Source organism: Streptomyces sp. NPDC107575 (assembly GCF_055657265.1).
Window position 1 is genome coordinate 1 of the sequence record NZ_JBVKBG010000015.1, and the last position, 25,814, is coordinate 25,814.

A 25,814-nucleotide genomic window follows, 5' to 3' on the forward strand; every position below is an offset into this window, starting at 1 on the left:
GGCCGTCGGCCAATCGAACCCCAACATCTCCAACAACCACGCCAGCTCGTCCGGCAGCATCATCGCCATGGCGGCATCTCCCCCGTGTCGCCGAACATCCGCAGGACCACGCGTGCCTCAACAGACGTAATTTTGCGCGGAGTTTACCAAGCAACCCTGACGCCCGGGCAACCCCCGCCAGCCTCACGTACCCCGTTGTCAGAGCTCGCCCGTAGAGTGAGCAGGCACGTGAATACGGGGAACCAGGGAGAGTCGTGAGCTGGCAGAACAGCCCCATGGCGGCGCCGCAGCAGCACCCCATGGCAGCGCCGCAGCAGGTCGCCTACGAGCCGCATCCGTTCATCGGCGGCCGTGCCTCCGCCCTGCGCGCGCTCGCCGCCTGGCGGGCCGCCGTGCCGGAGGCGCCGCGCGTCGCGCTCCTCACCGGCTCCCGGGGGTGCGGCAGTTCGCGCCTGCTGACCGGTTTCCTGATGCTCTGCGACCCCGGCCACCGCGAGCGCATCGACCTCGCGCGCCTGGACCCGTGGACCGTTCCGCCGCCGCTGCCCGCGCCCGCGGTGCCGAGCGCCGCGGGGCGCACGCCCGCGCAGGTGCTGTGGCTGCTCGCCGACCATTACGGGATCGACGTCGCGCGCGACGCGGAGGTCTACGAGGCCCTGGGCGCGAGCGAACACGTGATCGTCGTGCCTGACGTGGCCGAAGCCGGTCCCGTACGGGCCGGGCGCGGGGCCGAGCGGATGGCGCGCGAGCTGCTGGTGCCGCTCGCGGGGCTCCCCTCCGTACGACTGCTCGCCGAGGTCCCGCGCGCGGTGGCCGCCGAGATCGCCGCCGCGCTCCCCGCCGGGACGGCGCAGGTCATCGATCTCGACGCCCCCGAGCACGCCGACCCGCACGGCCTCACCCTGCAGACCCAGATCGCGCTCGACCCGAACTTCGGGGCGCCCCGACTGCCGTTCACCGACGACCCGCAGATGCGGCTCTGGCTCGCGCAGGGCATCGCGTCACGGACGGCCGCGGGCCCCGGCGGCAGCCGCCTGACCGCCCAACTGACGGTCAACGCACACCTGTTGGCCCCGGAGCCGCCTCCCAACCCCGCGCTCCTCCCCGCCGGTCCGGCCGAGGCGGTCGCGATGCACGCCCAGCGCCTCGGCGCCGACCCGGCCCTGCTGACCGCGATGCTCGCACCGCTGGCCCTCGCCGAGGGCGAGGGGCTGCCGCTGCCGTTGTGGGCGCCGCTGGCCTCGGCGCTGGCCGCACGGGACCTGTCGCAGGACATCGCGGCCGGAATGCCCCTGGCGGGCCCGTTCGTCACCACGGTGAACGACGAGGACGAAGCGGAACCCACCCTCGTCGCCCTCACGCACCCGGCGCTCGCCGAGGCCCTCCGCGCCACCCTCCCCGACGTACGCGCCGCCCACCTCTGCCTCGCGATGGAGCTGGCCGACCGGGTGCCCGACGAGGGCTGGGAGCAGGCCGACCCCTACGTACGGGACGGCATCGTCGGCCACCTCCTGGGCGCGGGCGAGCTGCCGCGCCTGCTCAAGGACCCGTGGCTGCTTGTGCACGCGGACCCGGTGGTGCTGCGGGCGGCGCTGGAGGAGATCGCCCCGGACGACCGGGCGCGCGCGTCGCTGCCCGCTCCGGGGCGTACGTATCTGCGGATCGCCCCGTTGATGACGCGTTCGCAGGCGGGGCCCGCCCAGCGCGCGCGGATGCTGGCATCGGCGTTCGAGGAGGACGGGCTCACGCAGTACGCGGGCGCGCTGCGCTCGACGGCCCGCGACACGGCTGCCCCCACTGCCTCCCGGCCCACGCCCACCGTGGTGGATTACCCGCTGGCCCCGCCGGCGCCATCACCGCAGCCGCGCCAGTCGGCCCCTGCTCCGGCCCCCGCCGACCCACCACCCGGCCGCCCGGCGACCGGCCCGGGCAACACCGCCGTGTTCACCTACGTCGACCCGCGCACCGGCCAGGAGGCCTACGTCACCGCCGTCTCGGCCCCCGGCAAGCCGCCGGTCGAGTACCAGGGCATGGCGCAGCTGGGCGAGTTGCGGGTGCCCGTGGACAACGTCGTGGCGATCCACACGGACCTGTCCCCCGGCTACTTCCCGGGCGGCTACACGGCGAACGTCCTGCTGTCCACGTTCCCGAAGGCCTCCCACTCGCATGCGCACCCGTACGGCCGGGACCAGGCCTCCCGCACGGAGGGCATCACCGCGCTCACCTCTCACGCGCAGATGATGGCCCAGCTCGCGGGCCAGCAAGCACCGCCGCAACCGTCCCGGGCCCCGCTCCCCCACCCCGTACCGCCCACGCATGTCCTGCCGGACGCGGAGCTCGGCCCGCTGCTCGTCCAGGTCTTCGGCGAGCAGCAGGTACGTCGTTACGCTCCCCCGCTCCTGACCACCGCGGCCCTCCCGGACGCGGCGCGCGCAACCCTGGCCACCGCCGGCCTCCCCGCCGACGTCCCCCTCTTCTTCCTGGCGGACACGGACGCGCCCGGCGTCCCGCCGGTCATGGGCGGCATGTTCGCGGACGCACGCACCCACCTCATCGGCACGGGCGTCCAGTTGTCCCCCGACGCGGCCAACACCCTCGCGACACACACCCGCATCGGCACGGATGGCATGTGCGTGATCACGGTGCAGCGCGACACCGGCCAGGTCTGGGCGGCCCTGCCCCTGGACGGCCGCCTCCAGTACGTGAACTCCTCGGTCGCCGCCTTCGCGTACTCCCTCGCCACCCTGTACGCGACGCGCGGCCACATGATCGACGCGACCCCGCACACGGCGGGCAACATCGTCGCCGACCTCCAAACCCGCCTCCTGACCATCGACCCGAACGCCCTGTCGGAGCCGGACCATTGGTGGTCACTGGTCATCGAGCAGATGTGGCATGGGTTGTTCTGAGAACGGGGCGCCGCCGCACGGCTGCCCCGATTCGCGGCCGTATTCAGGCCTTCGTCGTGGCCGCCCCGGTCGCGGCGGAGGAACCCTTCCGAGACCTGCCGGAAGCCAAGTAACTGACGCACGCCCCCAGTAGCGCAACAGCCGCGACGAATCCCGCCGCCCAGCGAGGGCGGCCTCCCGTGTCGGTCAGAAGCAGGGCGGTGGCAACCACCGTGACTGTAAGGAACAGCACACTCCACCCACGGAGGCGCAGCGGCCAGGACGTCACCGGGAGCCACAACGACACCGCCCGGCGGGGGTCGACCGGCGCTTGCGACGTGCCCACGGCGGACGAGTCGCGATCGACCCGCGCGACCTGGGCGGTCAACACCTCACCCGGCAGGCACCATCCACCGTCACCGACCAAGGCGGCACACCGCCTCTTGCCCGCACCCTTGACGGCGTGGCTGTCGGCCACGCCCCAGCAGACCCAGACCTCCTCGGACCGCAGGGAGGCCGCGATGGCCTGGTTGTTCTGCTCCGCCCAGAAGTGGACCTCACCGTTGGCGGTACGCACCCGAAGCGCGGTGCCGCCGCCGTCCCATCGCGCAACACCCCAAACGGTCCCCCGTACCGCACGCGCACCGCCTTCGAGGCGGGAGAGCCCCCGGAAACTGCCGCCGAAGACCGACATCAGCACCACAAGGAGCGACACCCCTGCCCAGATGCCGAAGAAGACCCAGGTCGCGACGGTCGTCAAGGCGGTACCGGCCTGCAGCCGATCGAGCGTCGCCATGTCACCGTGCACGGCGCCGAGTTCGGGGCGCCCCGGGGAGTACAGGACCCTCAACTGACCGCCCTCGTGCGGCTCTTCGTGCGTACGCGCCCGGAGCGTGGTCCGGACACCCGGTTCGCCCCCTCGCCCCGGCAGGACCACCGTCAGGTCGGCTCCGAAGTCCGTATCCGAGCGACCTGCGAACCGCTCGAGTTCGCGCACCTGCACGACCCGCGCACTGCCCCGCACGGCCCCGGCCTCGACGAGGTCAGCCGCTCGCCCGGCGTCCGCGCCGTCTCCCGCGGCAACGGCCAGAATCCCGGCCAGCGCCGCCAGGAACGCGACGATGCCGACCAGTCCGCGTACCTTCACCCGCCGCCCGACGGGCAACACCGCGGGCAACCCCGGAGGCGCCCCGTCCACCGGAATCCCCGGCCTGACGGCCTTGTACTCCGCGCTCTCGCCACCGTCACCCACGGGCAGCCCGCGCCGCCCGAGCAGCAGGGCGACCAGACACCCCAGCACAACCACCAAGCACGCGACGACCACCATGCGCCGCCACGCCAGGACCGGCAGAAAGAGCCACCCCAGAAAGCCGAGCAGACACGCACTCGAAGCCGTCCAACTGGCCGGCGCCAGCCCGCGCACGCGGCACCGGACAGGCACCCCCGAAGCCCTACTCGTCACCATGCCGCCGTGACCCCGTCCCCGTTTGAGTGGCTCTTGAACAGGGCGCCGACTCTACTGAACTGCCGGTTGTCCCCAGCGTCACGGGAGTGACCAGCGTGACCGGTATAAGCATCTGATAAGAATGAGGTTCGCGTCCCCTAAGTCGGATGCATGACAAGCGTCGTCACGGGGGACGGACGTGTGTCCCCCCTATAACGAGGGATCCATGTCGTTTCAACCGCCGCAGGGATACGGGCAGTCGTATCCCCCGCAACAGCCACCCGGGCCGCCGTCCCCGCCGCCTGCGCCCCCTAGACCGCCGAACACGCCGCGGAGCGCTACGCCGCGCGGAGTGAACCCGGTCCTCAAGTGGGTGACCGTGGCCTTCGGCGGAATCGCTGTCCTCGCGCTCGGCCTGATGGTGTTCGGCATCGCGCAGGCGGTGAGCGACGACCCGTTGCCCGTGGCGGGCAAGGGCGGGCAGGCCACCGAGATCACCCAGGCCGACATGTCCGCGCTCCTCAAGAACCACTCCAAGGCGCTCACGGGCGGCGACAAGGGCGCCTACCTCGCGCCGTTCGAAGGTGGTTCTCCGGCCCTCAAGACCAAGCAGGCCTCGCTGTTCGCGAACCTTCGCAAGGTCCCGTTCGCGGTGTCCGAGTACCAGTACCTCAATATCGACGGGCGGGCCGTCGACCACTACGGGGCGGGTGCCTCCGCCACGGTCGAAGTGGCGTTCGTGCACCAGGTGAAGGGGGCTGACGCCAGCCCCGTCGCCGAGTTGTACCGCTGGACGGTCGAGAAGAAGACCGAGGACGCGGACCTGAAGGTCACCGCGGTGGGCCCGTCCACTCCGGAGATCCCCGGCTACGGCGAGATGACCAACTACCCGGCGCCCTGGGACGCGTACGACTCGATGGCCGTCACCGTCAAGCCGCACACCGTGATCATGTCGGACTCCGCCCAGGCGGCCGACGCCCGTCGCTTCGCCCCGTACATCGAGAAGGCGGCGACGGACAATCTCGCGGTCTGGGCCGCCAAGGGCCCCAAGAGCGGCCACACCATGCCCGGGTTCGTCGTCACGCTCGAGAAGAACCGCAAGGTGTACAAGCACATGTACCGGGAGGGCTCCGGCGACGAGGAGGACGAGTCGATCGCCGAGGCCGGCGTCTCGATCCAAATGCCGGCGGTGCAGGAAGGCGGAACCAAGGCCAAGGTGAACGTCCAGAACGGTGGCGCCCGCATCGTCATGGACACCGCGCAGAGCCGGTTCCAGCGCCCCGACTACGCCGCGAGCGTCCTCGAGATCAGCCACCACGAACTGGCGCACACCATGGTGGAGCCGCTGACGGGCCCTGACGGCCAGTCCCAGTTGTGGGTCGTGGAAGGCTTCGCCGAATACATGGCCATGCGGAACACCCCCTCGGCGGCGGCCAAGGAAGTGCGCAACCTGAAGAGGTACTACGCGGGCAGCTACGTCGATCCCTTCGACGGCAAGCTCCCCCTCAGCGAGGACTTCCACAGCACGATCGACGCGGAGAACAGCGCGCACTACACCCTGGGCTGGCTCGGCATCCAGTTCATCGCCGAGAAGTACGGCGAGGACAAGGCTCTCGCCTTCGTGGCCGAGCAGTACAAGAACCCCAAGGGGATGGACGCGCAGCTGACGAAGGCCACCGGTATGGGTACGGACGAGTTCCAGAGCGCCTGGGCCGACTACGTGAGGAAGCAGATCTCATGACGACGCCCGGCTACTCCAACGGCATGCCGCCCGCTCCGGGACAGCAGCCCTACAACTCTCCGTACGCCCCGCCGCAACAACAGCCCTACGCACCACCGCACCCCCAACAGGGCTTCGCACCACAGCAGTTCACGCCAATGCATCCGGCGTCCTCCGCGCCCGGGAAGAAGCGGGGCCAGGGACTCACGATCTTCCTCCTGGTCCTGAGCGTCATCATGTCGGGCGTCTTCGGCTCGGTGGCCTGGATCCTGCTCGACCCCGCCAAGACCGAGGTCGAGTGGAGCCTTCCGTACTACGGAGGCGAATCCGACACGCAGAACTACCTCGGCACGTGGTTCACGGGGAACAACGTCGTCCGCGCCCAGACGGACGGCATCAGCGCCCTCGACGCCGACAGCGGCGACCTTCAGTGGGGCATGGCCGCCCCCGGCAAGGGAGCCTCCACGATCTGCCACGCCTCCTCCGTCTCCAGCGAGAACATCGCGGTCCTCGCGGTCGGCGCGGTCCACGACTGCAACGGCCTCTTCGCCGTCGACCTCAAGACCGGCAAGAAGCTGTGGCAGCACACGGTCCCGAAGCGCCAGGACGGCCCCGCCACCGCGGTGAGCGGCGGCACGGTCGTCGTCAACGACAAGACCGCGTACGACCTGCGCACCGGCAAGGTGCTCTGGAAGGACAGCAAGAAGGAGACGTACGGCGGCAAGGCGTGCAAGGGCGAGGGCTACGTCGGCGGCAAGCAGCTGGTCCGCGTGCAGATCTGCACCACCCGCTGGGCCTACGGCTCCCCGGACGGCCAGAGCTCGACGGCGGCCGGCGTCGACCCGGCCACCGGCAAGGCGAAGTGGACCTACGCCATGGGCGACGGTGAGTGGGACTACGGCGAGGACGCGACGGTCGTGTCGACCTCTCCCGTCATCGTCGGCGTCCCGCAGGACGTGAAGAAGAACGGGTACGCCGTCCTGGAAGATGACGGCAAAGCAAGAAACACCCTGGTCCTTGGAGAGAACCTCGAGGAGTACTCCTCCGCCGACATTTACTTCTCGCAGCAAGAAGCCGCGACGGAGGGCGACCCACGGGCCGCACTGAAGGTCATCGGCAATACGCTGTACATCGCCGAAAAGCACGACGGCTCGAGCCTGGGGTCGGCGATCGACGCCTACGACCTCGACAGCGGCAAACGCGTCTGGTCCACCGGAACCAGCGAGGACGTGCAGTACTCACTCGTCCAGGGTTCCGGGAACGAGCTCCTGGCGCTGAAGCAGGACGACACCGGCTGGCGGGAGGAGACCTTCGGCGGCGACGGCTCCCCCATGTATCTCGTCAGCCTCGACCCCAAGTCCGGCTCCGAGACGCAGGAGCAGTACTACGGACACTTGGACGGGGCCCTCGGCCACGACGCCTGGGCGATGCCCTACATGCACGACGACCGCATGTTCCTGGCCTCGGTCTCCAACACCGGCAAGAGCTCGGTGGTGAGCGAGGCGCATGAGGCGTCCCTCATCAAGATGGGCGACTGACGCTTCGGGGGTGAGGCGGGCGACTTCGAGGAGGTCGTCCGCCCCACCTCACGGTCGGTGGCATGCCGTCGACCGGCGCGCCGCCGCATGGGAAGACATGACGCCACTCACCCAGGACACGCGAGCTGTGACAGCGAGTGCCATCTGGATTGCAGTCCCCACCCCCATGGAGATATCATCTCAACAAGAATTTGATATCAGCCTGGGAGGTGCGCATGTCCAGAACCGTGATCGACGTCAATGACGAACTGTTGGCCCAGGCCGCCGAGCTACTCGGTACGCAGACCAAGGTGGCGACCGTGAACGGCGCACTGGAGGAACTGATCAAGCTTCGCAAACGGGAGTCGTTCACCGAGTGGCTGAAGTCAGGGGGCCTCCCCGACCTCACCGGCCCGACGGAGAATCCGGACGGCACCGGCCGCGAACAGGTCGCCTGAGCGTGCGCTACCTCCTGGACAAGTCGGCGTTCGCCCGCTGGCCGAAGCCGAACGTCGCACCCCGCCTCGACAGTCTGTCCCGCCAAGGACTGCTGGCCATCTGCGGGGCCATCGAAATCGAGATCGCTCACAGCGCCCGCTCCAAAGCAGACGTCGATCGCATCCAGGAAGGCCTCCGCGGATTCGACTGGCTGCCCACTCCGGACGAGGTCTGGGACCGGGCAGCCGAGGTCCAGCGGACCCTCGTCGCGAACGGCAACTGGCGGGCCGTCTCCAGCACGGACCTCGTCATCGCCGCGACCGCGGAGCGCCACGGCGCGACAGTCCTCCACTACGACGGCGACTACGACATGATCGCCGAAGTAACCGGACAGCCGACGGAATGGGTAGCCCCAGCGGGTACGGCCGACCTCACGCTTCCTGGTTGATCGGCTGCACCTGAGTCACGGCTGAACGCGCCCACGACACGAAGGCTGCGACCCCGCCTCATTTCCAATCCCAAAACGCGAACCGCCCGCCCGGCACTTGGGCCAGGCGGGCGGTGGTGGTGCGAGGGCTACTACTGCTGCCCGTACGGCGGTTGCGAAGGGGCCTGAGGGTACGAACCACCCGGGGCAGGGGGCGCCTGCTGCTGATACGGGTTCGGGTGCTGCTGCCCGGGATACGGAGCCTGACCACCACCGCCCCAGCCACCGCCAGGGGGCGGGGGCGGGCCGCCGCCGTTCTTCTTGCGGCTGAGGACGATCACTACGACGACGATCACCAGGACGACCAGGACGCCGACGGCAATACCGATGATCAGGCCGGTACTCATGCCGCCGGAGTCCGAGGAGTCGGAGGCGGCATCAGGAGCCGAAGAAGAGGGCGCCGAGGCGTCGCCACTCTTGCCAATGACGGAGTTCAGCTCGTCGATCTTCAGCGGACCATTCTTGGGGCCCGCCGGAACATTCTTCGTGAGCGCGGCCAGCGGCTGGATGAAGCCGTAGCCATAGTGCTCATCGGGAAGCGACGCGCCCTTCTCGGAAGCGGGGAGGCCGGCGGTCTTGACGAGGCGGTTGACCAGTTGGCCTGCGGAGAGGTCGGGGAACTTCTGCTGGAGGAGCGCTAGGGCGGCGGAAGCGAAGGCGGCGGAGTCGGACGTACCGTTCGTCTTGCTGTATCCCGTAGATCCTGCCGCCGCGTTAACGATCGCTTCGCCGGGCGCGGACAAAAGTAGGGTCTTGCCGTAATTAGACTTTCCCCAAATCTCACCACTACTTGTCACAGCCCCTACTGAGACAACGCCAGGGTAGCTGTTGGGCAGCTTATCGTCCGCGTTCACTCCTTCATTTCCAGAAGCGACGACAATCGGGGTTCCCTTTTCGTTGGCATAGGCAATCGCCTCATGCTCCGCACGGACATCGGCGCACTGGCTGACGCCCTGCGAGATGTTGATGACCTGGGCACCGTGATCGACTGCGTAACGAATCGACCGCGCGAAGCATCCCTGGTCACCTCCGTAGTCACGAAGCGGAAGAATCTTGGCTTCTGGAGCCAGGCCCTTGGCACCCTCCGCCCCGTTCGCTCCATGGCCGTGCGCCGCGATGATGCCTGCCATGTGCGTCCCGTGATCGTCATCACCTTCGGGCGAGGCATCGTCGTCCCCGGACATAAAGTCCTTGCCTGCCAGCACGCTGCCCTTGAGGTCAGGATGGTTCGCGTCGACGCCGTCATCAATCACGGCGACCTTGACACCCTTGCCGGTTGCGACGTTCCAAATCTTGTCCGCCGAGAAGGCTGACAATGGCCACTGGGCATCTCTGACTTGGTCCGCCGACGCCGTGGGCGCGGCCGCGAAAAGCAGCGCTCCCGCCGCTGCTGCAGCGCCCACCGCGCGCAGCGCTCGCGTGAAGCTCATGCCGTAACACCTTCCCTCGCAGAGTGTGGCCACAACCCGTGCAGGCCAGCCTTGTCCCCACCGCGTACCTGACCAGCAGTCCTGACCACCTCATGCCCCTGCCTCAACCACCGGGCTCAGAGCCAGGGCAAAGGTTGCATTCCGGCACCTGTCTGTCGCTGCTCCCGCCTCAACGACAAGGGGGCAGTCCAGCTCCTGACGCACACAGACCATGCGCCCCACATCCGGAAGGAGGCAGGGCGCGTGGTACGCGCGCAGTCACACTGCTTCCAGAGGAACTACCCCTGGCCGTACGGCGGTTGCGTCGGCGTCTGGGGGTAGCCCCCCGGCGCAGGGGGCCCCTGCTGCTGGTACGGGTTCGGGTGCGGCTGCTGCCCGGGATACGGAGCCTGGCCACCGCCACCACCCCAGCCACCGCCAGGGGGCGGCGGCGGACCGCCACCGTTCTTCTTGCGGCTGAGGACGATGACTACAACGACGATCACCAGGACGACCAGGACGCCGGCCGCGATACCGATGATCATGCCCATGCTCATGCCACCGGAGTCCGAGGAATCGGAGGCGGCATCAGGAGCCGAAGAAGAGGGCGCCGAGGCGCCGCTGCCCTTGGCCTTGGCGATGGCGGAGTTCAGCTCATCGACCTTCAGCGGGCCGTTCTTGGGACCGGCCGGGATGTCCTCGGTGAGCGCGGAGTACGGCTTGATGAAGCCGTAGCCGAAGTGCTGGTCAGGAAGCGATGCCCCCTTGGCAGAGGCAGGGAGTCCAGCGGTCTTGGTGAGGCGGTTCACCAACTGACCTGCGGAGAGGTCGGGGAACTTCTGCTTGAGGAGAGCAATGGCGGCAGAGACGTAAGCGGTGGAGCCGGAGGTGCCATTGGCCTGGTCGTAGCCGTCGGCATCGATACCGGCGACTACGTTCTTCACACCGGGCGCAGCGAGCATGAGTTGAGGGCCGTAATTGGACTTGTTCCAGATCTCGCCCCCCGAATCGACTGCGCCGACAGTCACCACGCCTGGCTGGCTTGCGGGGTAGGACAGGTTGTCGACACCAGTCCTACCCTCGTTTCCAGATGCAGCTACAACTGGCACACCGTGATTCAACGCATAGGCGATGGCTTCGCGCTCTGCCTTGATCGCCTCCACCTCGCCGCTCGTATCATCCACTGCACGAGAGATATTGATGACATCCGCGCCGTGATCCACAGCATACTTAATCGGCTTCGCGAAGAATGTGGAGTCTCCGCCGATCGACTGGATGGGGAGAATCTTGGCATCAGGCGCGAGTCCCTTCACGCCACTCGCACCCCCCGCGCCATGGCCATGCCCAGCGATGATGCTGGCCATGGCGGTGCCATGCCCCGCATCCTCCTGATCCGCACCTGACGAGCCCGCCGTATCCTCAGCCAGGAAATCTTTACCCTTGAGGAATTGGCCAGTGAGGTCGCGGTGGTCAGTCTTGAAGCCAGCATCGACGACGGCGACCGTGACACCCTTTCCAGTCGCCTCACTCCAGACCTTCTCGGCGGCGAACGCCGTCAACGGCCACTGGTCATCTCTGACCTGGTCCGCCGACGCCGTCGGCGCGGCCGCGAAAAGCAGCGCTCCCACCGCTCCTGCAGCGCCGACCGCGCGCAGCGCTCGCGTGAAGCTCATGCCGTAACACCTTCCCTCGCAGGGCGGGGCCCACAGCCCTGAAGGCTGTGGGCCCCGTCTCGTCTTCACCGCATACTTAACCAGCAGGCCTGACTATTCCACGACCTTGGGGTTAACAGTGCGGTCGCTGGCCCAGGTCTGCTCGTCCTCGACCAGGTAGTCCGGACGAGAATTGTCGCGCCGCTTCTTGTCCTTGCCGCCCGTCTGGGCGCCGTGCCCACCAAGACCATTGCGGCCGGCGTTCTTGCCTGTACCGCCCGTCGCGGTCTTCGGCTTCTGGCGAAGGGCAGAGCCGCCCTGCTGCCCGGAGCCCGGCTTGACGACGGACTTCCCGATCTCGCCCCCCTTGGCGCGAGCAAGCGAGTTGCCCTTCATGCCCTTCGCCGCCCCCTTGCCCGCAGCTCCGGAACCCGCGCCGCCTGCACCGAGGCCACCGCGGCCCGCAGCACCCGCGCCAGCACGGCTTGCAGCGCCCGCGCCGAGGCCCGCACCAGCACCGATCCCGCCGCCAATCCCTGCACCGTTGGCACCGCCGGCGCCAGCACCGGAACCCGTCATGCCGCCACCGATGCTTCCAGCGCCAGCACCGGAACCCGCGCCGATACCACCGGCCCCGCCTCCCGAGCCACCGCCGAAGCTGAGGTTGCCAGCACCGATCTGTGATCCCGCCGTCGGCTTCTGCGAGCCGATACCGCCGCTGATGCCGCTGGTGGTTGGCGACTTCACACTCTTGATCGACGAGCCCGAGCCGCTGGAGCGACTGAGGTTACCTGCTCCCACACTGCTGGAAGGAGCAGTTACGGAGCCAGCGACGATCGGTACAGGAGTGACGCCGCCGGGGTCGCCCGGATAATCCACGGGGTCTTCCCGCCGATTCTTCTTGGGCCACGTGCCCATGGCCTTGGTCTGCGCGTTGTATCCAGCCCCCAGCTGCTCCATCTTCACAGCCATCTTCATCTGCGCCTCGCGTCCCTCCGACATGTCGCCTTCGCGACCGTCGACGATCTGCTGCGCAGAAACATTCTTGTTGGCGATGTCCCGGTTGAGACCGTCCTCGTCGCGACCGCCATCCGTGACCTTGTCCCAGGCGCTGCTGCCGCCGCTCGGCTTCTCCATCGCCATGACCTCAGGCCTGATCTCGCCAAGCACAGTGGCCGCGTTGGTCATCGCCTGCGAGACGTTGGTCGCGTACGAGGCCGTGTCCTGGATCTTCTTCATGATGATCTTTGCCTGGGCCTGGAACTGGTCGGCCGACTTGCCTTCCCAGTGCTGCAGCACCTCGGACACAGCCGACTCGTAGGCCGCCTTGACGTCGACGAGCTGGTCGTGGACGCCCTTCCAGCCGCGGGCCGCGTCGTGCACGTCGCCCGGCTTGGCGTTCTGGACCATGGACTTCATGGTGTCCATGTCGTGGTTCTTGAAGTTGGTCGAGTTCTCACCGACGTAGCACTGCGTCGGCGCCTGGTACCCGTTGTCCCCACTCATGCCGGAAGCCCCCGGTCCTCTCGCCCTCTGTCAATCACGAAGTTCACAAAGTCCACGTCAATCACGCCATCGATCCATGCGCCGCGCCCGTGCCGGACCCAGAGGTGGAGGACGAAGTCGACGCCGAAGCCCCGTTCACCGCACCTGCCGTGTCAGCCTCGGCGTCCTGGTACGCACCGTGAGCCTTCTTCGTCTTCGAGCCGAAGTCGTCCATCACCTTCTCCAGGTGGTCGACGACTTCCTCAAGATGCGTCTTCATCTCGTCATGCGCGCGGGACAGCTCTTCGGCCTCGTCGAACCCGGACCCCAACGCCCCCTTCGGGAGGTACGTGTTGTGCTTCGTGTCCGCGTTGGCCTTACCGAGGTCGCCGATAACCCCGTTCAGCTTCCTGATGACCTGATCGAGCGCGCTCAGATCGACCTTGTACCCATCACCGGCCATGCGCTTGGCCCTCCCCGTTCATCCCGCTAGTCCCGTTCTTCCCCTTGGGGGCGATAAGTCCGGTCCCCTGTCACAAGCCTGTCCTTAGCCTATCGAACGGCACCCACACCCCGCTCGGTGCTACCCGTCACAACTCCGCGACAGGTACGGCGGACACGCTTACTTATGGGCGCATTCGACGCAAAGCCACCCCATACGCATACCCCCGGCGACAGCAGCAACATGGAAGACACACCGACCAAGTCGCCAACCTCGGAGCCACAGTGCGACCTCGCAATCCACGTCGCATCCAGACTCGCCCCGCTTGACTGCGAGCCGCGCATGGCGCGGTCTCGTGGGTACACGTGACTTCACGGGAGCACCGAGCGTCCGGCGTTCCTCGTCGGCTCACCTGCCACACGCGCACGCCGGAAGCGGCGCCCTCCTCCTCTACGGCCTGGGCGCGCCGGCCGGAAGGATGCCCGATACCTGCGTGGTGAACGCTTTCGGGTTGGGGAGATGGAGAGTTGCCCAGGACCCGTCGGCGAAGCCGAACTCGAAGAGCTCCTCCTTCTTTTGATGACGGATCCAGGCCATTTGAGAACGGGGGCAGTGCCAGCCGGCCTCGGCACCTTCATCTGCGATGTCCGAGGGAGGCAGCTCGGCACTGGGCGCGTAGAAGACCTGCAACCTGTCGGGGGTCAGGACGAGGAACGAGTACACGTACCACCAGCGGGAGCGAGGCTGAATCGCGGTTTGCAGGTGCCCGGCCATGCTGTCCCAGCCGCCCCAGAAGCCACGGTTCCGGCGCTTGAACTTCTCACGCTTACCCGGGTCATCACAGATGTCCTTCGGTCCATTCTTCGGGGCATTCTCGTCTCCCCAGAACAGTGTCGAGGCCACCAGCTTGGTCTTCTGCCCCGTCCCCACAGGTCCGCGCTCATCACCGAACACCTCCGGGCGCCGGTCAGCCGGAGCGACGGGCTCCCTTTCCCTCCACCAATCCAGGCGATTGATGGCGAAGGGCCCGGTGACGGGAGTTCCCGGCGGGAGGAGGGCAGCGACACGCGGACGCATCGCCTCAACGTTCCCGACTGCAAAGGGATCCATGGGGTGGGTACAACTCCTGTGCTGTCGAAATGAGCGAGTTCGCGTAGTGCTGGCGTGCGGCTAGCCGAACGGTGTTGGCACTGAAGTGGCGGCTTCCCGGGCGCACTTGGTGGTGACCGTCACCGTGCACGTTCCGTCCTGGAACACGACGCTCATTCGGATACCTGTCGTGACAAGGCGCGATTCCGGCGCAGTGGCCTGCTCCGCGGCCAGAGCCATGGTCTCCTCGCTCTCCTGCTGCGACACCGCCCATCCCTGATCGTCCAGGTAAGTGGCGACATCTGCCACGGTGTCGCGTGCCGACGCCTCATCGAGACCTCGAATACGCCAAAGGTGTCGGGCGACACAAGAGGAAGGCAGACCGCGGGCGGAGCAGTCGTCGCAGGTGAGCGATGCGAGTTGGTCGTAGTTCTCATCAAGGGTGCCACGGCCAGCCATCGCCTCGAGGAGCTGGCTTGACTGTCCTCGCAGCAGGTCCTGGGTACCCGGCTCGGGCAACTGTGTCTCATGCACCGGCTGTTGTGGCTGTCTCTGCTGGGCAATCTCGGCATCCGTAGCCCAATCGATGGTGCGCAGGATTTCGGCGAACAGCTCGGAGTGCGTGTCCCAGCCTTCAAGGGTGAACAGGCTGAGCTCGAAGAGGAGCAACTCGGGGGTGCCAGGCAGCGGAACGTACGTCTGGATGACATTGCGCGGGAGCTTCACAGTCGTGCCGTCGTCGGCGTCCTGCACAGGAATGGGCGTCGCGGCCACGCGAGTGACAGCGGCTCCGCAAGGCAGGGCCACCGGGAAGATCTCATCTTGCGGGTAGGCCTCTTCCAGAGTGCCACGCAGCCGTTCATCGGCACCGGCCTCTGGCAGATCATGTTCAATCTGCGTGACAAGGATGGTGGAGGCCGTGATCGCGCCCTCGATCTCCAAAAAGCACAATCCTGCGTACAGAGCACCATCATTCTTCAGCTCGACAACCTGCGTCCCGAGCAGTTGAGCGAAGGCGAGCCGTGTGTCCTGCTCCCTATCGGGCAGCACGTCGCAAGCCAGCTCATAGAGTTCTTGCGCCGCTTCTTCATCGGATGCGGCGTCCAAGGGGAGTTCGTGCACGAACGGCGGCATGATCCAGCCGATACGCAACTCGGCCGGAGTAAGGGCGGACGGCGTGGTCGTCGTCATGCGTGTGTTCCTTCCACCACGGTTCAGGCCGCCAGCGTCTGGCGATACTTGCTGCTGTCCGGTGCGGCAGGAGCCTGAGTCTGCACATCGTTTTCGCCGGTGATCTCATGCCAAGCGCCCTTGGCTGCCGAGACCCCCTTGATGACCATCTGCGTGGGCGCAGGCGGCAGTTCCTTGCCTGCGATCTTTCCCAACGCTCCGTTGATGCCCTTCATGCTGAGAGGGTTCTCGATCGCGCCCACGATCTCCTTGCCGGCCCCCTTACTGACCATGCCCTTTCCGGCGGCGCCCACTTTCCCGATCAGGGAAGCCTCTTCCCCCGCCAACGCAGCCGTCTTGCTGGCGGCCTTCACACCTGCTGTGGCTCCCTTCACCACTCCGCCCACCCCCGGAATGACCCCCAGTGCGTCCAGCCCGATCTTCCAAGCCGGAGTCCCGTTCCCGCGGGCATTTCCCATCCAGTGCCCAGCCATCGCCCCTGCGGCGCACACGGCGGACCCGGCTCCCAGGATCACGGAGGCCGCCTGCCCGGCCACCGGAACGGCGTTCACCGCAAGAGCAGCCACGGCCAGGCCGGCGGAGATCGTGGACAGCAGATCGGCATGATCGACGAGCCAGTCCTTGAAGCCTCCCCATGCCTCCTTGAGACCATCGGCCATGCGGCTCCAGACGGACAAGTCCGGCGGGTGGTTCTCAGAGGCCTTCAGGATGGCCCGCTCGGCGTCCCCCGCTCGGTCCTTCCACGCGGCGTGGATGTCCTCCGCCTCGCGGACGAGCTGATTGAGTTTGTCCGTCGCATCCTGCGAGGCTTCGGACGCGGCGCTCATCATGCGATTGACACGCTCAGCCTCAGCAGCCTCCATGACGCGGCCCGCGTATTGGTTGTTCAGGTCCAGGAGCCGGTCACGCTTCGCATCCGCGTCCCTGCGGGCGGGGACAGCCTCGGCCTCCACGCTCTGCGCGCGCCTCTGCATACCCGTCAGGTGATCATGGTAGATCCGCAGGCCGTTCGCACAGGCCTTCATGGATTCCCCACCCTGCCTCAGGTACTTGGGCAGGTCAGCGAGCTTGGCCCGGAACTTCTCCGCCGCGTCTCCCTGCCACCAGCCGCCGTCCTTGCCGACCGAGGTCAGCAGCTCCTCCAGCTCGTCGAGTTCACGCCCGACCGAGGCGACGTGCTTGGCAAGGAGATCGACTGCATCCGCATCGCCCTTGGCCGGGTTGAACCCGACCCCGGGCCAGCCGCTGTCGTCCTCTATGAACATGCTCCGCCAGGACACGCAGCGCTCCCCCTCTCCTGCTTCCTACTTGGCACCGAAGCCCGTGGCGACGGTCTCCTCGTTCTTGCCGTAACCGTCGATCGTGGTCTTGAGCCGCTCGGCAATGTCGGACGAAGCACGCTCGATGCGGGTGATGCCGTCCTTCCACTCGCTCTGGAAGGTGTCGCAAGCGTCATCGAGCCCGTCGGTGCCGAGCGTCTTCGGTCCGACCTCCTCGAGGCGCTTACGCGCGGCCTGCATACGCTCGGCGGCTTCGCTCAGACGGTTCCAGGCGCGCTTTGCCTGGTCTTCGTCGAATTGGTAACCATCGGACATATATTGATCAGCTCCCCGGCTGCTGCTGATGGTGGGCCGGCGCCCAGTGCTCATTCGATCGATTCGGGCGAGCGTCGACAGTACCCGAGTGTTCTGTGAAAGCGATGAGGCGGCTCCGCGAGGTTGCTTCCACTGCGGTTCACCGGCGGCGAAGTGATCAGCCGGGACCGTGGCGACCTGTCGTCCCAACGGTTGAGCCCGAGGGAGAACGCGTCGTTCGCCATCACCTTCGTACGGCAGCGGTTGATCGCCGATCGCAGCCTTGGCAGCGTCTCGGCACGCAGCACAGTCGGCGGTGGGCGGTCAGGCGGGCGGCGGAGTTGGGGGCTTCGGTGGTCGTAGGGAATGACAAGGACTTCGGGGTCGCTGCCGTCAGTGCGCTTGGGGCAGTGACCGCCGTGATTGCCGTGGTGCTGTCCCGGGTCGTACGCCGCAAGCCGCGGAGCCAGGTGACGTGTCTCCCTACACCCAGCCGCCGACGATCGGGTCGCGCTCGACCAGCTCGGCAATGCCCGCCCGCCCAGCCTTCTCGATCCGGGCCGCGTCGGCTTCCGCACGCGCTTGGGCGTACTTCTCCCAGTTGGCGGGCTGCATGAACATCATGTCCTTGGTGCCAGGGACGATCATGACGCCGCCGAAGATCGGATCACCGGCGAACCAGGCGCCGCCCTCGTCGGCGCCCTCGGGCCAGCGCCGCATCGTCGTTGCGTTGACGGCCCGCATACGAGGCGCTCCGTAGCTGCCGCGGCTGGAGAGTTTGATCGTGTGGATGGTGCCGAGGTACTTCCACTCGGTCCCGTTCCCGTCCCCGTGCTTCCTCACCACTCGCGTTCGGTATTCGAGCGGATAGGTGCGCAGGACCTTCTTGCACACGTTCAAGCGCCATCCGTGTCTGAGTCGGAGCGCGAGGAACAGGAGGAGCCACATTCCCACCGGGATGGGCAGGGCCAGGAGGACGGTGTTCGGCGCCCCCAAGGAGAAGAACACCGGCGGCAGTGCCATCAGAGCAAGACTCAAGGCGAGGCGTCGGATGATGTGTCGCGTCAGCAGCCCGGAAGTGCGCTTCAGGACCTGCGGGATGTCGGGCGCCGCTGGCTGATTCATCGTGTCCATGGGTTCCTCAGCCAAGTTGGCTTTCACTCGGCAACCGCAGCGTCGCCCCGTCCGGCAGATCGAACACCTGCTGCGCGATCGGCCCCCGGATCCGCATCGCCGTCGCCGCGTCCACGGCCTTGAAGTTGTCGAAGTCGTAACCGCCGCCCGTGACGAAGAACTGGCGTGGGATCAGGCGTTCGGCCGGGTCCAGGGCCCCGTTCGCCTTCTGGTACGCGTACGCGAAGCTCGCCGTGCCGTTGACGTCGGGGTCGTCGAGGAGCCATTGGGCCCAGTCGTTCAGGCTGGTGCCGAGGGTGGTCAGTTCCGCGGATTCCGGGTTGAAGGTGACCACCTTCTCGCCCTTGACGATGCCGAATTGCGTACCGAAGATGTCCTGGCCGAAGCAGAAGACGTCGTCGGCCAGATCGTCGTAGGTGTCCTTCCACGTGTCCTCGGCGTTCCAGGACAGGAGGTCGGGGCCGAGGCCCTCGTCACCCGCGCGAAACACCTGGACGCCGGCGTTGAAGAGGAAGAAGCCGTTCATGGTGGAGAGGACCGTGCCGAGTTCGGCGAGGGGGCCGGTCTCACGGCCGAAGTCCAGGTCGATCCCCGGGCCCATGGGGCCGCGGGCGCGGCCCATGAGGTGTTCCAGTGCCTCGTCGGACATTTCGAATCACTTCGCTTCCGGGCCGATGGGCCGTGTCAGATAGTGCTCGCGCACCCAGTCCGTGACGGCGGGGCGGAGCGTGGGCTGGAGAACGGGGCACGTCGGGATCGCGTCCCACTTCTTGTACGGGTGCCAGCGGCTGTGTGCGGCGAGCAGCAGGGTTTCGCCTCGTTCGATGTCCCCCTGGTACGCGTACCAGCCCGCCAACCAGCAGCACTCGGCGTACCGGGGCGGTGTGTGCCCTTGCTGCACGAAGAGGTCGTGTGCACGCGGGAAGTCGTTGGCGGTTCTGAGTGACATCCACACGACGTGCTGTTCATCGGCGCCGAGCGTTTCGTAATCGCGCTCCACGAGGGGAGAACGGTGCTCGGCGCCCGACGGCGGAAGCGGTACGCCCCAAGGCTTGAACCCCGGCATCAGTTGTGCCAGAGGACGCTGAGCCAGCTGCTCGGAAAGCCAGGACAGCCGTTTCTCAAGCACTCGCCCGGGCGGCAGTGTCTCCGCCACCGCGACGAGGCGGTCCGCAATAGCCTCCGGCGTGACGTTCGGTGCGGCCAGGAACGCCTCGTCGAACGGCATGTCCTGGTCGCACAGCTCGCCCCCGCCCGGGCCGTCCTTGCGGATCAACGACTCGGCCAGATCCGCGGCCTCTCCGAGGCGGTCCAGCCACTGCAGGATCTGGATCGACGCGGCAGCGGCTTCCCAGACGGGGCCACGCGCGCCACCGGGCCGGTGAGCGATCTCGAGCAACTGTGGCAGTGCCTCCTGGAAGTGCCCTCCCCGGGCGTACGAGATCAGTTTCTCGGCGGAGTTCATGAAGTCCTTGTCGTTGTCGGCTTCTACGGTCCTACGCGTTCGCGTTCCATCGCTCCGTCACTGTCACCATCAACCCCGAACAGTCCCGCCCACCCGCCGGGTCCGGTGCGCACACCCAGTACAGGGCCGCCAGTTGGAGCAGGAGGAGGAGTGGGGTCGCGCACGTCGCCGCCGAGGACAGGCGCGACTGCCATGTACGGCGGCGTGGCGGCGGCAGGTGGCGGTGCAGAGAGACGTGCAGCAGGGCGCCCGCCGCCGCGCACACGGGGGCCGCCCATGCCGTCACGTACATCCGCGTCGACGGACCCACGTAGTGGCAGTTCTGGTATGTGTCGCCGTCGAAGGAGAAGTGGGCCGCCAGGAGCGCTGCCGAGGCCAGGAACAGGAGCGGGACCAGCAGGGGTACGCGGCGGGACCGCATCAGTACCAGTCCGGGCTCGGGCGGACGAAGCGCAGGTTCTGGTCGCCCTGGGTCTTCTCCGTCGAGGGGAGGCGGCCTTCCAGGCTGACGTTCTGGTACTCGTTGTTGTGCTGGGTGTACTTGATCTCGCCGTCCGGCATCACCGCCGTGACGATCGCCGCGTGGTGTGTGTTGCCCCTGTCCTCGGTGTCGGCCGTGCCGGCCTGCTCGTAGTAGATGATGTCGCCCGGCTTCGCCTCCGACTGCGGGACCTCCGAACCGCCGTGCTCCAGCATGAAGTTCTGCTGGTTCTCGGCCGCGGCCCAGCTGTCCGAGTAGGAGACACGCTTGTCGATCGCGTCGATGCCGGTACGCGGCCCGGCCATCCAGGTGTCGTCGTCCGCGGGACCCCAGAGGCTGGTCTTCTCCTTCATGCCGGCGTGCTGAAGGGCGTTGGAGACGAAGTTGGCGCAGTTGTTGCCGAAGTCGGTGGGGTCGGCCTTGTTCCAGTTGGCGAGGGCGTACTCGACCATCTTCACGCGGTCGAACTTGCCGTCGGTGCCGCGCAGTTCACGGCGTACGTCGGCGGGAATGCCGTCCAGGTTGGCGATGGCGACCGGCTGGGCCAGCATCATGTCCTTGCGCTGCTCGGACGTGAGGCCGTTCCACCACCGGCGGGCCGTCGCCTTGTCCGCGCCGACCGGGATGTCGGCGGCGAGCATCCGCATCTGGACGTGGGAGGCGTGTTCCTGGAGGTCGCCCAGCGCCTTGTCCGGGTCGGTGACGCCGGTCTGGGCGGCGAGTTTGGCGAACTCGGCGGCCGCCAACTCGTCGGCGGCGGTGACCTGTTCGACGGCCTGGTCCAGGAGGTCCCGCACCTCGGACTTGTACGAGTCCGTCCCCTCAGCCCCCGCCGACGGCTCCGTGATCGTGCCGTCGGCTGCGACCTCCAGGCCGTGGCGCGCGGCGAGGTCAAGGGCGGCGTGCAAGGTGCTCTGCGCGGTCTCGATGGTCGTCGTCATGCCGTCGGCGACCATGTTGACCGCGAGCAGGATGTCGTACGCGGACTCGAGCTGGTTCGCGAGCTTCTCGAACTCGGCCGCCGCCGTGGCACCGACCTCGTCCGTCCAGTCGTCGGCGAGCGGCTTGGCGCCGTACTCGCGCAGGTCCTTCGCCGCGCCCAGGGCGTGCTTGGCGAGGGCGTGCCACTCGTCGGCGGCGGTCGCCCAGGTCTTCGGGTGGGCACCTGCCACACCCTCGTACGCGACCATGCTCAGGCCCTCCCGAGGTCGGCGAGGCCGGCGCGCAGGCGCGATTCCGCCTCGGCGTCGGCGCGGTCGTAACTGTCCGCGGAATCCCGCAACTTCTCGCTCAGCTCGCCCATCCGCTGGGCGAGGGACACCATGTGTTCCTCCCACTGGCGCGCGCAGGCCCTCAGCTCGGCCGGGCTGCGCCAGCCGTGGCCGTGGTGGGAGGTGGGTACCTCGTCGCTGGTGTCGAGTGCGTGGCCGAGACGCTTGGCCGTCTGGCGGGCCAGGGACTCGGTGTCATCGGCCGTGGCGCGTACGCGTGCGGCATTGATGTCGATGTCTGCCATGGGCGTTGGACAACTCCCCCGTTGTGAACCGCCGTCACCGGTCGCCGGTGCCCGGTCTCCATTCACCGGTCGCCGGTTCGAATCCGGCGATCATCGTACGGGCCGCCGGACAGCGCGTCCGCCCGCGCGGAGCAGCCCCACCGCCGTCAACCAGCTGAGCTGCGCTGACCAGTGCATACGACGGTTTCACCAGGTGCGGGGGCGTGGGCGTGAGGTGTCGACATGGGCAGGGAGTGTAGGGAACCTGTCGCGTCGGCCACCGGGGAGATCGGGGGCGTTTAGGCTCCGCGACATGACTTACGGCTCGGAACTCGACGAACAGCTGAAGGCGCCCAAGACGCTGAAGACGCGGTTCCAGGGCCAGGGTGGGCCGAGAGTAGTGGCGGACCGGCGCCACGCGGCACGGCAAGCTCGCCGGATGTCCGCGGGTGTCTCGGCGCTGGTCGCCCTCGTCGCCGTCGCCGTCACGGGCGTCCGCCTCGGCCAGGGCAGCACGGCGGGGGCGTGGACGGTGCTCTACCTCGCGGGTGGTGTGGTGAGCGGGTGCGGAGTGCTGTTGGCCCGGTTCGGACGCACGCGGTGGGCTTTCGCGGCAATGTGTGTGGGAGCGGCGATCGCGTCTTTGGGGGACGGCCCGATGTTCGGGTGAGGCGTCGCTGCCGCAAGAACAAACAAGAACAAATGGGAAGGGCGCGCACAGCGTGAAGGAAAGACCTGACGCCGAAAACTCGGGACGTTCGGAAAGCCCGGGAAGTTCGGAAGTTCGGGAATCTCGGATGAGTGAAATCAGTGAAATGAGTGCGATGAGCCCGATGAATACCGCGGCCGTTCGGCTCGGGCGGTGGGTTTCTGGCCTCGGGGTCGGTGCTCTTGTCGTCATGACGGGTGGCTGGTTGTTTTTGGGGGCCGGGGTGGTCAGGGCCTCGCTCGCGTGGGCCGGGCTCGTCGTTCTCGTCGGATGTGTGGGGGCGGTCGCAGGGCAGGTGCGTTCCGGGCGGCGGGTGTCGCGCGCGGAGGCGTACGGGCTGGCGGTGGCGTCGGTTCAGGGGCCGCGTGACAGCGGGGTGCCCGCGACGGTCCACGGGACGCGTTGGGTCTGGGGCCGGGTCACCGCGGTCGCGGTCGCCGTGGTGACCACGGCGGTACTCGCCGTGTGTCTCGGGTTCGCTCAGCCCGAGCGTTCCGGGACGGCCGCCGCCATCGCGGACGCCGACTACGTGATCGAGGAGTTGCCGATCGTCTCCGTCGCCAACGTGGACGCCTCGGGGAGCAGTTCGCGGAGTTCGGCGATGGCCGACTACACCGTCAACCTGCCGTCGGCGGACGGCGGCAAGGCCACCCCGGCGACGTTCCGCGCGTACAGCGGCAAGGGCGTACGAGGCGTGGGAGACACCTACGAGGTGGCCTACGTGCCGGCGCAGCCCGGTCTCGGTGCGGTCGGTGACACCTCGGTCGACGCCGTCGAGGGGCAGCTCACCGGGCATGCCCTGCCGTCCCGCAACATCCCGTTCGTCGCCGTCGGGTGGCTGATCGCGGTCGTCCTGGCCGTGGCCGTGGGGACCGGAGTGGCAGCGCGCCCTCGTGGCGCACGGCGCGTGGACGGCGACTGGATCGCGCTGCGGACCGTCGTGACCGGGCAGGCGGAGCACGTGGAGGAGGCCGCGAGCGGCGACGGCAAGCAGGCCAACAGCGGGAAGAGCGCCAGTCGTTACGCGTGTCTGACGCTGCGGACCGATGCGGGTGCGGACGTGCCGTTGGCCGTCTCGGCGATGCTGCAGGCGGCGGCTCCCGTGCTCACCGGCGCCCAGGGGTGGCTTCTGTGGGACCCTCGCGGCGGCGGCAAGGCCAAGGTCGCCGCGGACTTCGTGGCGGACGACGGGTGGCAGCTGCCGGGGCGGGTTCCCGGTACGGTCGCGACGCGCATCGCGGCGGAAGCGGGAACAGGAGCGCGCGATGCGTTCACCGTCGACCCGGGTCGCCGCACCCGGCTCCTCGAACTCGGCGCCTTCTGGCCGCGCACGGTGCCGATGGGCCTCGTGGCCGGACTACTGGTCGCGGCGGCCGCGGTGGGTGCGCTGCTCGTACCGGCGAACGGTGGCTGGCGGGTCTGGACGGCACTCGTGGTGGTCCTCGCGCCGCTCGTCGGTCAACTCCTCGCGAAGGAGGAACGCACCCCGGCGACAGCGACGGCGACGGAGCACTGACGCGCCGACCGCCGGCTCACGGCCCCACCCGCGCCGCAAACCCCGCGGCGTACGTCGGCACCGACGCCACCAGCGCGATCCACGAACCGTCCGCGAAGGCGAGTTCGAAGCGGCCGCGTTGGACGAGGCCCTTCGGGTTCGCGCGGATCTCCGCGACGGACGCCCGGGGGGCCTCCCACAGGGGCTCGTACACCTGCTTGAACTGCCACAGCTTCGCCCGGTCGGCGAGCACCAGGACTCGGCGGTCGGTCACGGCGAGCAGAAGTGTCACGGCAGGCACGTATGCGGCGCTGTAGTGCGTCACCAGGAATTGTCCGGCCTGGCCGTCCCAGCCGCCGTGCAGGGCCTTGCCATGCGCGGCCCGCATCAGGGCGTTGTCGATCGCCCACTCGGGCGTCTCCATGGCCCTCTCGAAGCGCCCCATGGGCTTCGGCTCGCTGGGCCGCAGGAAGTTCCGCACGGGCCCGGGAAGCCGGGACTTGATCCGACGCTCGAGGTCGGTCTCCCGCCGCGGCGGGCGCCGCAGCCACAGCGGCGGGTCCGGCATTCCTGGCGCCAGTTCGCACGGGCAGGCGGCGATCAGTTCCTCGCCCGGCCGCAGGCGCGGCTCGACGTGACTTCGGTGCTCCGGCTTCATCGAGTGGCCCCCCGTACGCCCTCGTACATGCCACCGGGGGCGGCCGGTGCAAGTGCACCCGCCGCCCCCGGTCACGTATGGCTACGCGCTAAGCCTTACGACCAGACGCTGGTGTTGCGGCTCTCGGTCGCCTGGTAGTTCTGGGCGGCCGTGTCGAGCGCGCGGGCGATCGACTCGAGCGTCTGGTGCAGGGACGCGGCGCGCTGGTCCCACTCCTGCTGCTTGGCCTGGTAGCCCTCCTGGGCCGAACCTTCCCAGGTCGAAGCGATGCGCTTGACGCCGGCCTCGAGGTCGTCGAGCTGCTGGCGGACGTTGCTGGCCGTGGACTTGACGTCCTGCGAAGCCTGGGAAATGGTCTGGAAATTGACCAGAACCTGACCGGACATGATGTCTCCCCCGGGGGATGTTGGACGGAAAGGTGAAGAAGGATTACGTCGGTGACGCACTGCCCGCCGTCGGCTCCTCGCGGCGCCGGATCAGCGGTCGGGGCGGCTCATCCGAAGGGAGAGGCCTCCGCGCCCGAGGCGACGTGCGAGATCGACGAGGCCTGCTCGTCCTCGGACGTCTGGTAGTTCTGGGCGGTCGCGTCGATCGCTTCCTTGATCTCGTTCAGCACGCGGTTGAGGGCGGTGGCGTCCTCGTTCACCTGGTTCTGCAGGTTGTTGTACGCAGTGGCCGCCTGGCCCTTCCAGCCGGAGGTGATCGAGTCGACCACCGTCTGCAGTCGCTGGATCTCACCCTGGATGGACTCGTTCACCTGGGAGATACGGCCGCTGAACGCGACCATCTCCTCGTGCGTCACATTAAATTGACCGGCCATGGCCACTAGCCCCCATGAGAATTCGACATCGGTCCCCGCGCCGCTCGACTCCCGAAGGGAACTGGGGCGCGGGTGGCACTTCTCGATAGTGCCGCGACAGTACTTTAGCCACAACTGACACGGTCACCCAAGGCGGTTCCCAGGTGACCGGCCGTGCCGTGACAGGATCCACACAATGTCACGGATCGACACGGGGTCACACTGCTCACACAGGCCCCTTA

At 68.0% G+C, this 25,814-nt stretch carries 25 protein-coding genes; 7 read left to right on the plus strand and 18 right to left on the minus strand.

Features of this window, described 5'->3' with window-relative positions:
- The first annotated feature begins 254 nt into the window (after positions 1-254).
- Positions 255-2,909 carry an SUKH-4 family immunity protein gene (locus ACZ7L4_RS42315; RefSeq protein ID WP_472110530.1) on the plus strand — a complete coding sequence of 885 codons (2,655 nt, stop codon included), beginning with the start codon at positions 255-257 and terminating at the stop codon, positions 2,907-2,909.
- A 43-nt stretch (positions 2,910-2,952) separates the two neighbouring features.
- On the opposite strand, the gene ACZ7L4_RS42320 is transcribed toward ACZ7L4_RS42315, so the two are convergent.
- Positions 2,953-4,215, minus strand: coding sequence for a hypothetical protein (locus tag ACZ7L4_RS42320; protein ID WP_472110532.1), 1,263 nt, complete (start codon positions 4,213-4,215; stop codon positions 2,953-2,955).
- Between the two features lie 469 nt (positions 4,216-4,684).
- Between ACZ7L4_RS42320 and ACZ7L4_RS42325 the strand changes: the two genes are divergently transcribed.
- The 4 genes from ACZ7L4_RS42325 to ACZ7L4_RS42340 all read left to right on the plus strand — a co-directional run bounded on the left by ACZ7L4_RS42325 (position 4,685) and on the right by ACZ7L4_RS42340 (position 8,455).
- Positions 4,685-6,073: a hypothetical protein gene (locus ACZ7L4_RS42325; protein ID WP_472110534.1), complete on the plus strand. Its 1,389-nt coding sequence runs from the start codon at positions 4,685-4,687 to the stop codon at positions 6,071-6,073.
- Positions 6,070-7,590 (plus strand): outer membrane protein assembly factor BamB family protein, encoded by a 1,521-nt coding sequence (locus ACZ7L4_RS42330; protein WP_472110536.1) that lies wholly within the window; start codon positions 6,070-6,072, stop codon positions 7,588-7,590. Before ACZ7L4_RS42325 ends, ACZ7L4_RS42330 begins: the two co-directional genes overlap by 4 nt.
- Positions 7,591-7,805: 215 nt before the next feature.
- Positions 7,806-8,027, plus strand: coding sequence for a type II toxin-antitoxin system VapB family antitoxin (locus ACZ7L4_RS42335; RefSeq protein WP_472110538.1), 222 nt, complete (start codon positions 7,806-7,808; stop codon positions 8,025-8,027).
- The gene (locus ACZ7L4_RS42340; protein WP_472110609.1) at positions 8,024-8,455 is read left to right on the plus strand and encodes a PIN domain-containing protein; all 432 of its coding nucleotides are present in this window, start codon (positions 8,024-8,026) and stop codon (positions 8,453-8,455) included. Before ACZ7L4_RS42335 ends, ACZ7L4_RS42340 begins: the two co-directional genes overlap by 4 nt.
- A gap of 131 nt (positions 8,456-8,586) precedes the next feature.
- Here ACZ7L4_RS42340 and ACZ7L4_RS42345 read toward each other — a convergent pair whose 3' ends face one another.
- The 14 genes from ACZ7L4_RS42345 to ACZ7L4_RS42410 form a co-directional block, all read right to left on the minus strand.
- Positions 8,587-9,924: a S8 family serine peptidase gene (locus ACZ7L4_RS42345; protein WP_472110540.1), complete on the minus strand. Its 1,338-nt coding sequence runs from the start codon at positions 9,922-9,924 to the stop codon at positions 8,587-8,589.
- A gap of 278 nt (positions 9,925-10,202) precedes the next feature.
- The gene (locus ACZ7L4_RS42350; RefSeq protein ID WP_472110542.1) at positions 10,203-11,576 is read right to left on the minus strand and encodes a S8 family serine peptidase; all 1,374 of its coding nucleotides are present in this window, start codon (positions 11,574-11,576) and stop codon (positions 10,203-10,205) included.
- 93 nt (positions 11,577-11,669) lie between these two features.
- Positions 11,670-13,061, minus strand: coding sequence for a WXG100 family type VII secretion target (locus ACZ7L4_RS42355; protein ID WP_472110543.1), 1,392 nt, complete (start codon positions 13,059-13,061; stop codon positions 11,670-11,672).
- A 61-nt stretch (positions 13,062-13,122) separates the two neighbouring features.
- Positions 13,123-13,503, minus strand: coding sequence for a hypothetical protein (locus ACZ7L4_RS42360; RefSeq protein WP_472110545.1), 381 nt, complete (start codon positions 13,501-13,503; stop codon positions 13,123-13,125).
- A gap of 429 nt (positions 13,504-13,932) precedes the next feature.
- On the minus strand, positions 13,933-14,592 hold the full coding sequence (locus ACZ7L4_RS42365) for a hypothetical protein (RefSeq protein WP_472110547.1): 660 nt from the start codon (positions 14,590-14,592) through the stop codon (positions 13,933-13,935).
- 60 nt (positions 14,593-14,652) lie between these two features.
- On the minus strand, positions 14,653-15,762 hold the full coding sequence (locus tag ACZ7L4_RS42370; protein ID WP_472110549.1) for a hypothetical protein: 1,110 nt from the start codon (positions 15,760-15,762) through the stop codon (positions 14,653-14,655).
- Between the two features lie 23 nt (positions 15,763-15,785).
- The gene (locus tag ACZ7L4_RS42375) at positions 15,786-17,042 is read right to left on the minus strand and encodes a putative T7SS-secreted protein (RefSeq protein WP_472110551.1); all 1,257 of its coding nucleotides are present in this window, start codon (positions 17,040-17,042) and stop codon (positions 15,786-15,788) included.
- Between the two features lie 24 nt (positions 17,043-17,066).
- Positions 17,067-17,357 carry a WXG100 family type VII secretion target gene (locus tag ACZ7L4_RS42380; protein ID WP_450815204.1) on the minus strand — a complete coding sequence of 97 codons (291 nt, stop codon included), beginning with the start codon at positions 17,355-17,357 and terminating at the stop codon, positions 17,067-17,069.
- A gap of 462 nt (positions 17,358-17,819) precedes the next feature.
- A complete protein-coding gene (locus ACZ7L4_RS42385; RefSeq protein ID WP_472110553.1) occupies positions 17,820-18,461 on the minus strand; it encodes a hypothetical protein in 642 nt (213 codons plus the stop codon).
- 16 nt (positions 18,462-18,477) lie between these two features.
- Positions 18,478-19,119, minus strand: a complete 642-nt coding sequence (locus ACZ7L4_RS42390; protein ID WP_472110555.1) for an SMI1/KNR4 family protein — start codon at positions 19,117-19,119, stop codon at positions 18,478-18,480.
- A gap of 6 nt (positions 19,120-19,125) precedes the next feature.
- Positions 19,126-19,935 carry a hypothetical protein gene (locus ACZ7L4_RS42395; protein WP_472110557.1) on the minus strand — a complete coding sequence of 270 codons (810 nt, stop codon included), beginning with the start codon at positions 19,933-19,935 and terminating at the stop codon, positions 19,126-19,128.
- Between the two features lie 31 nt (positions 19,936-19,966).
- Positions 19,967-20,356 (minus strand): hypothetical protein, encoded by a 390-nt coding sequence (locus ACZ7L4_RS42400; protein ID WP_472110559.1) that lies wholly within the window; start codon positions 20,354-20,356, stop codon positions 19,967-19,969.
- Positions 20,356-21,606, minus strand: a complete 1,251-nt coding sequence (locus ACZ7L4_RS42405; protein WP_472110561.1) for an amidase domain-containing protein — start codon at positions 21,604-21,606, stop codon at positions 20,356-20,358. The genes ACZ7L4_RS42400 and ACZ7L4_RS42405 overlap by 1 nt, the downstream gene beginning before the upstream one ends.
- A gap of 2 nt (positions 21,607-21,608) precedes the next feature.
- Entirely contained in the window at positions 21,609-21,932 is a 324-nt protein-coding gene (locus ACZ7L4_RS42410; protein WP_472110563.1) for a type VII secretion target, read from the minus strand.
- Between the two features lie 292 nt (positions 21,933-22,224).
- Here ACZ7L4_RS42410 and ACZ7L4_RS42415 point away from each other — a divergent pair, with 292 nt between their 5' ends.
- Entirely contained in the window at positions 22,225-22,581 is a 357-nt protein-coding gene (locus ACZ7L4_RS42415) for a hypothetical protein (protein WP_472110565.1), read from the plus strand.
- A 229-nt stretch (positions 22,582-22,810) separates the two neighbouring features.
- The gene (locus tag ACZ7L4_RS42420; RefSeq protein ID WP_472110567.1) at positions 22,811-24,136 is read left to right on the plus strand and encodes a hypothetical protein; all 1,326 of its coding nucleotides are present in this window, start codon (positions 22,811-22,813) and stop codon (positions 24,134-24,136) included.
- A 16-nt stretch (positions 24,137-24,152) separates the two neighbouring features.
- Here the strand turns inward: ACZ7L4_RS42420 and ACZ7L4_RS42425 are convergent, their stop codons facing one another.
- The 3 genes from ACZ7L4_RS42425 to ACZ7L4_RS42435 all read right to left on the minus strand — a co-directional run bounded on the left by ACZ7L4_RS42425 (position 24,153) and on the right by ACZ7L4_RS42435 (position 25,593).
- The gene (locus tag ACZ7L4_RS42425) at positions 24,153-24,773 is read right to left on the minus strand and encodes a hypothetical protein (protein ID WP_472110569.1); all 621 of its coding nucleotides are present in this window, start codon (positions 24,771-24,773) and stop codon (positions 24,153-24,155) included.
- Between the two features lie 95 nt (positions 24,774-24,868).
- Positions 24,869-25,159, minus strand: coding sequence for a WXG100 family type VII secretion target (locus ACZ7L4_RS42430; protein WP_399228447.1), 291 nt, complete (start codon positions 25,157-25,159; stop codon positions 24,869-24,871).
- Positions 25,160-25,266: 107 nt separating this feature from the next.
- The gene (locus ACZ7L4_RS42435; protein WP_356389436.1) at positions 25,267-25,593 is read right to left on the minus strand and encodes a WXG100 family type VII secretion target; all 327 of its coding nucleotides are present in this window, start codon (positions 25,591-25,593) and stop codon (positions 25,267-25,269) included.
- Between the last annotated feature and the right edge of the window lie 221 nt (positions 25,594-25,814).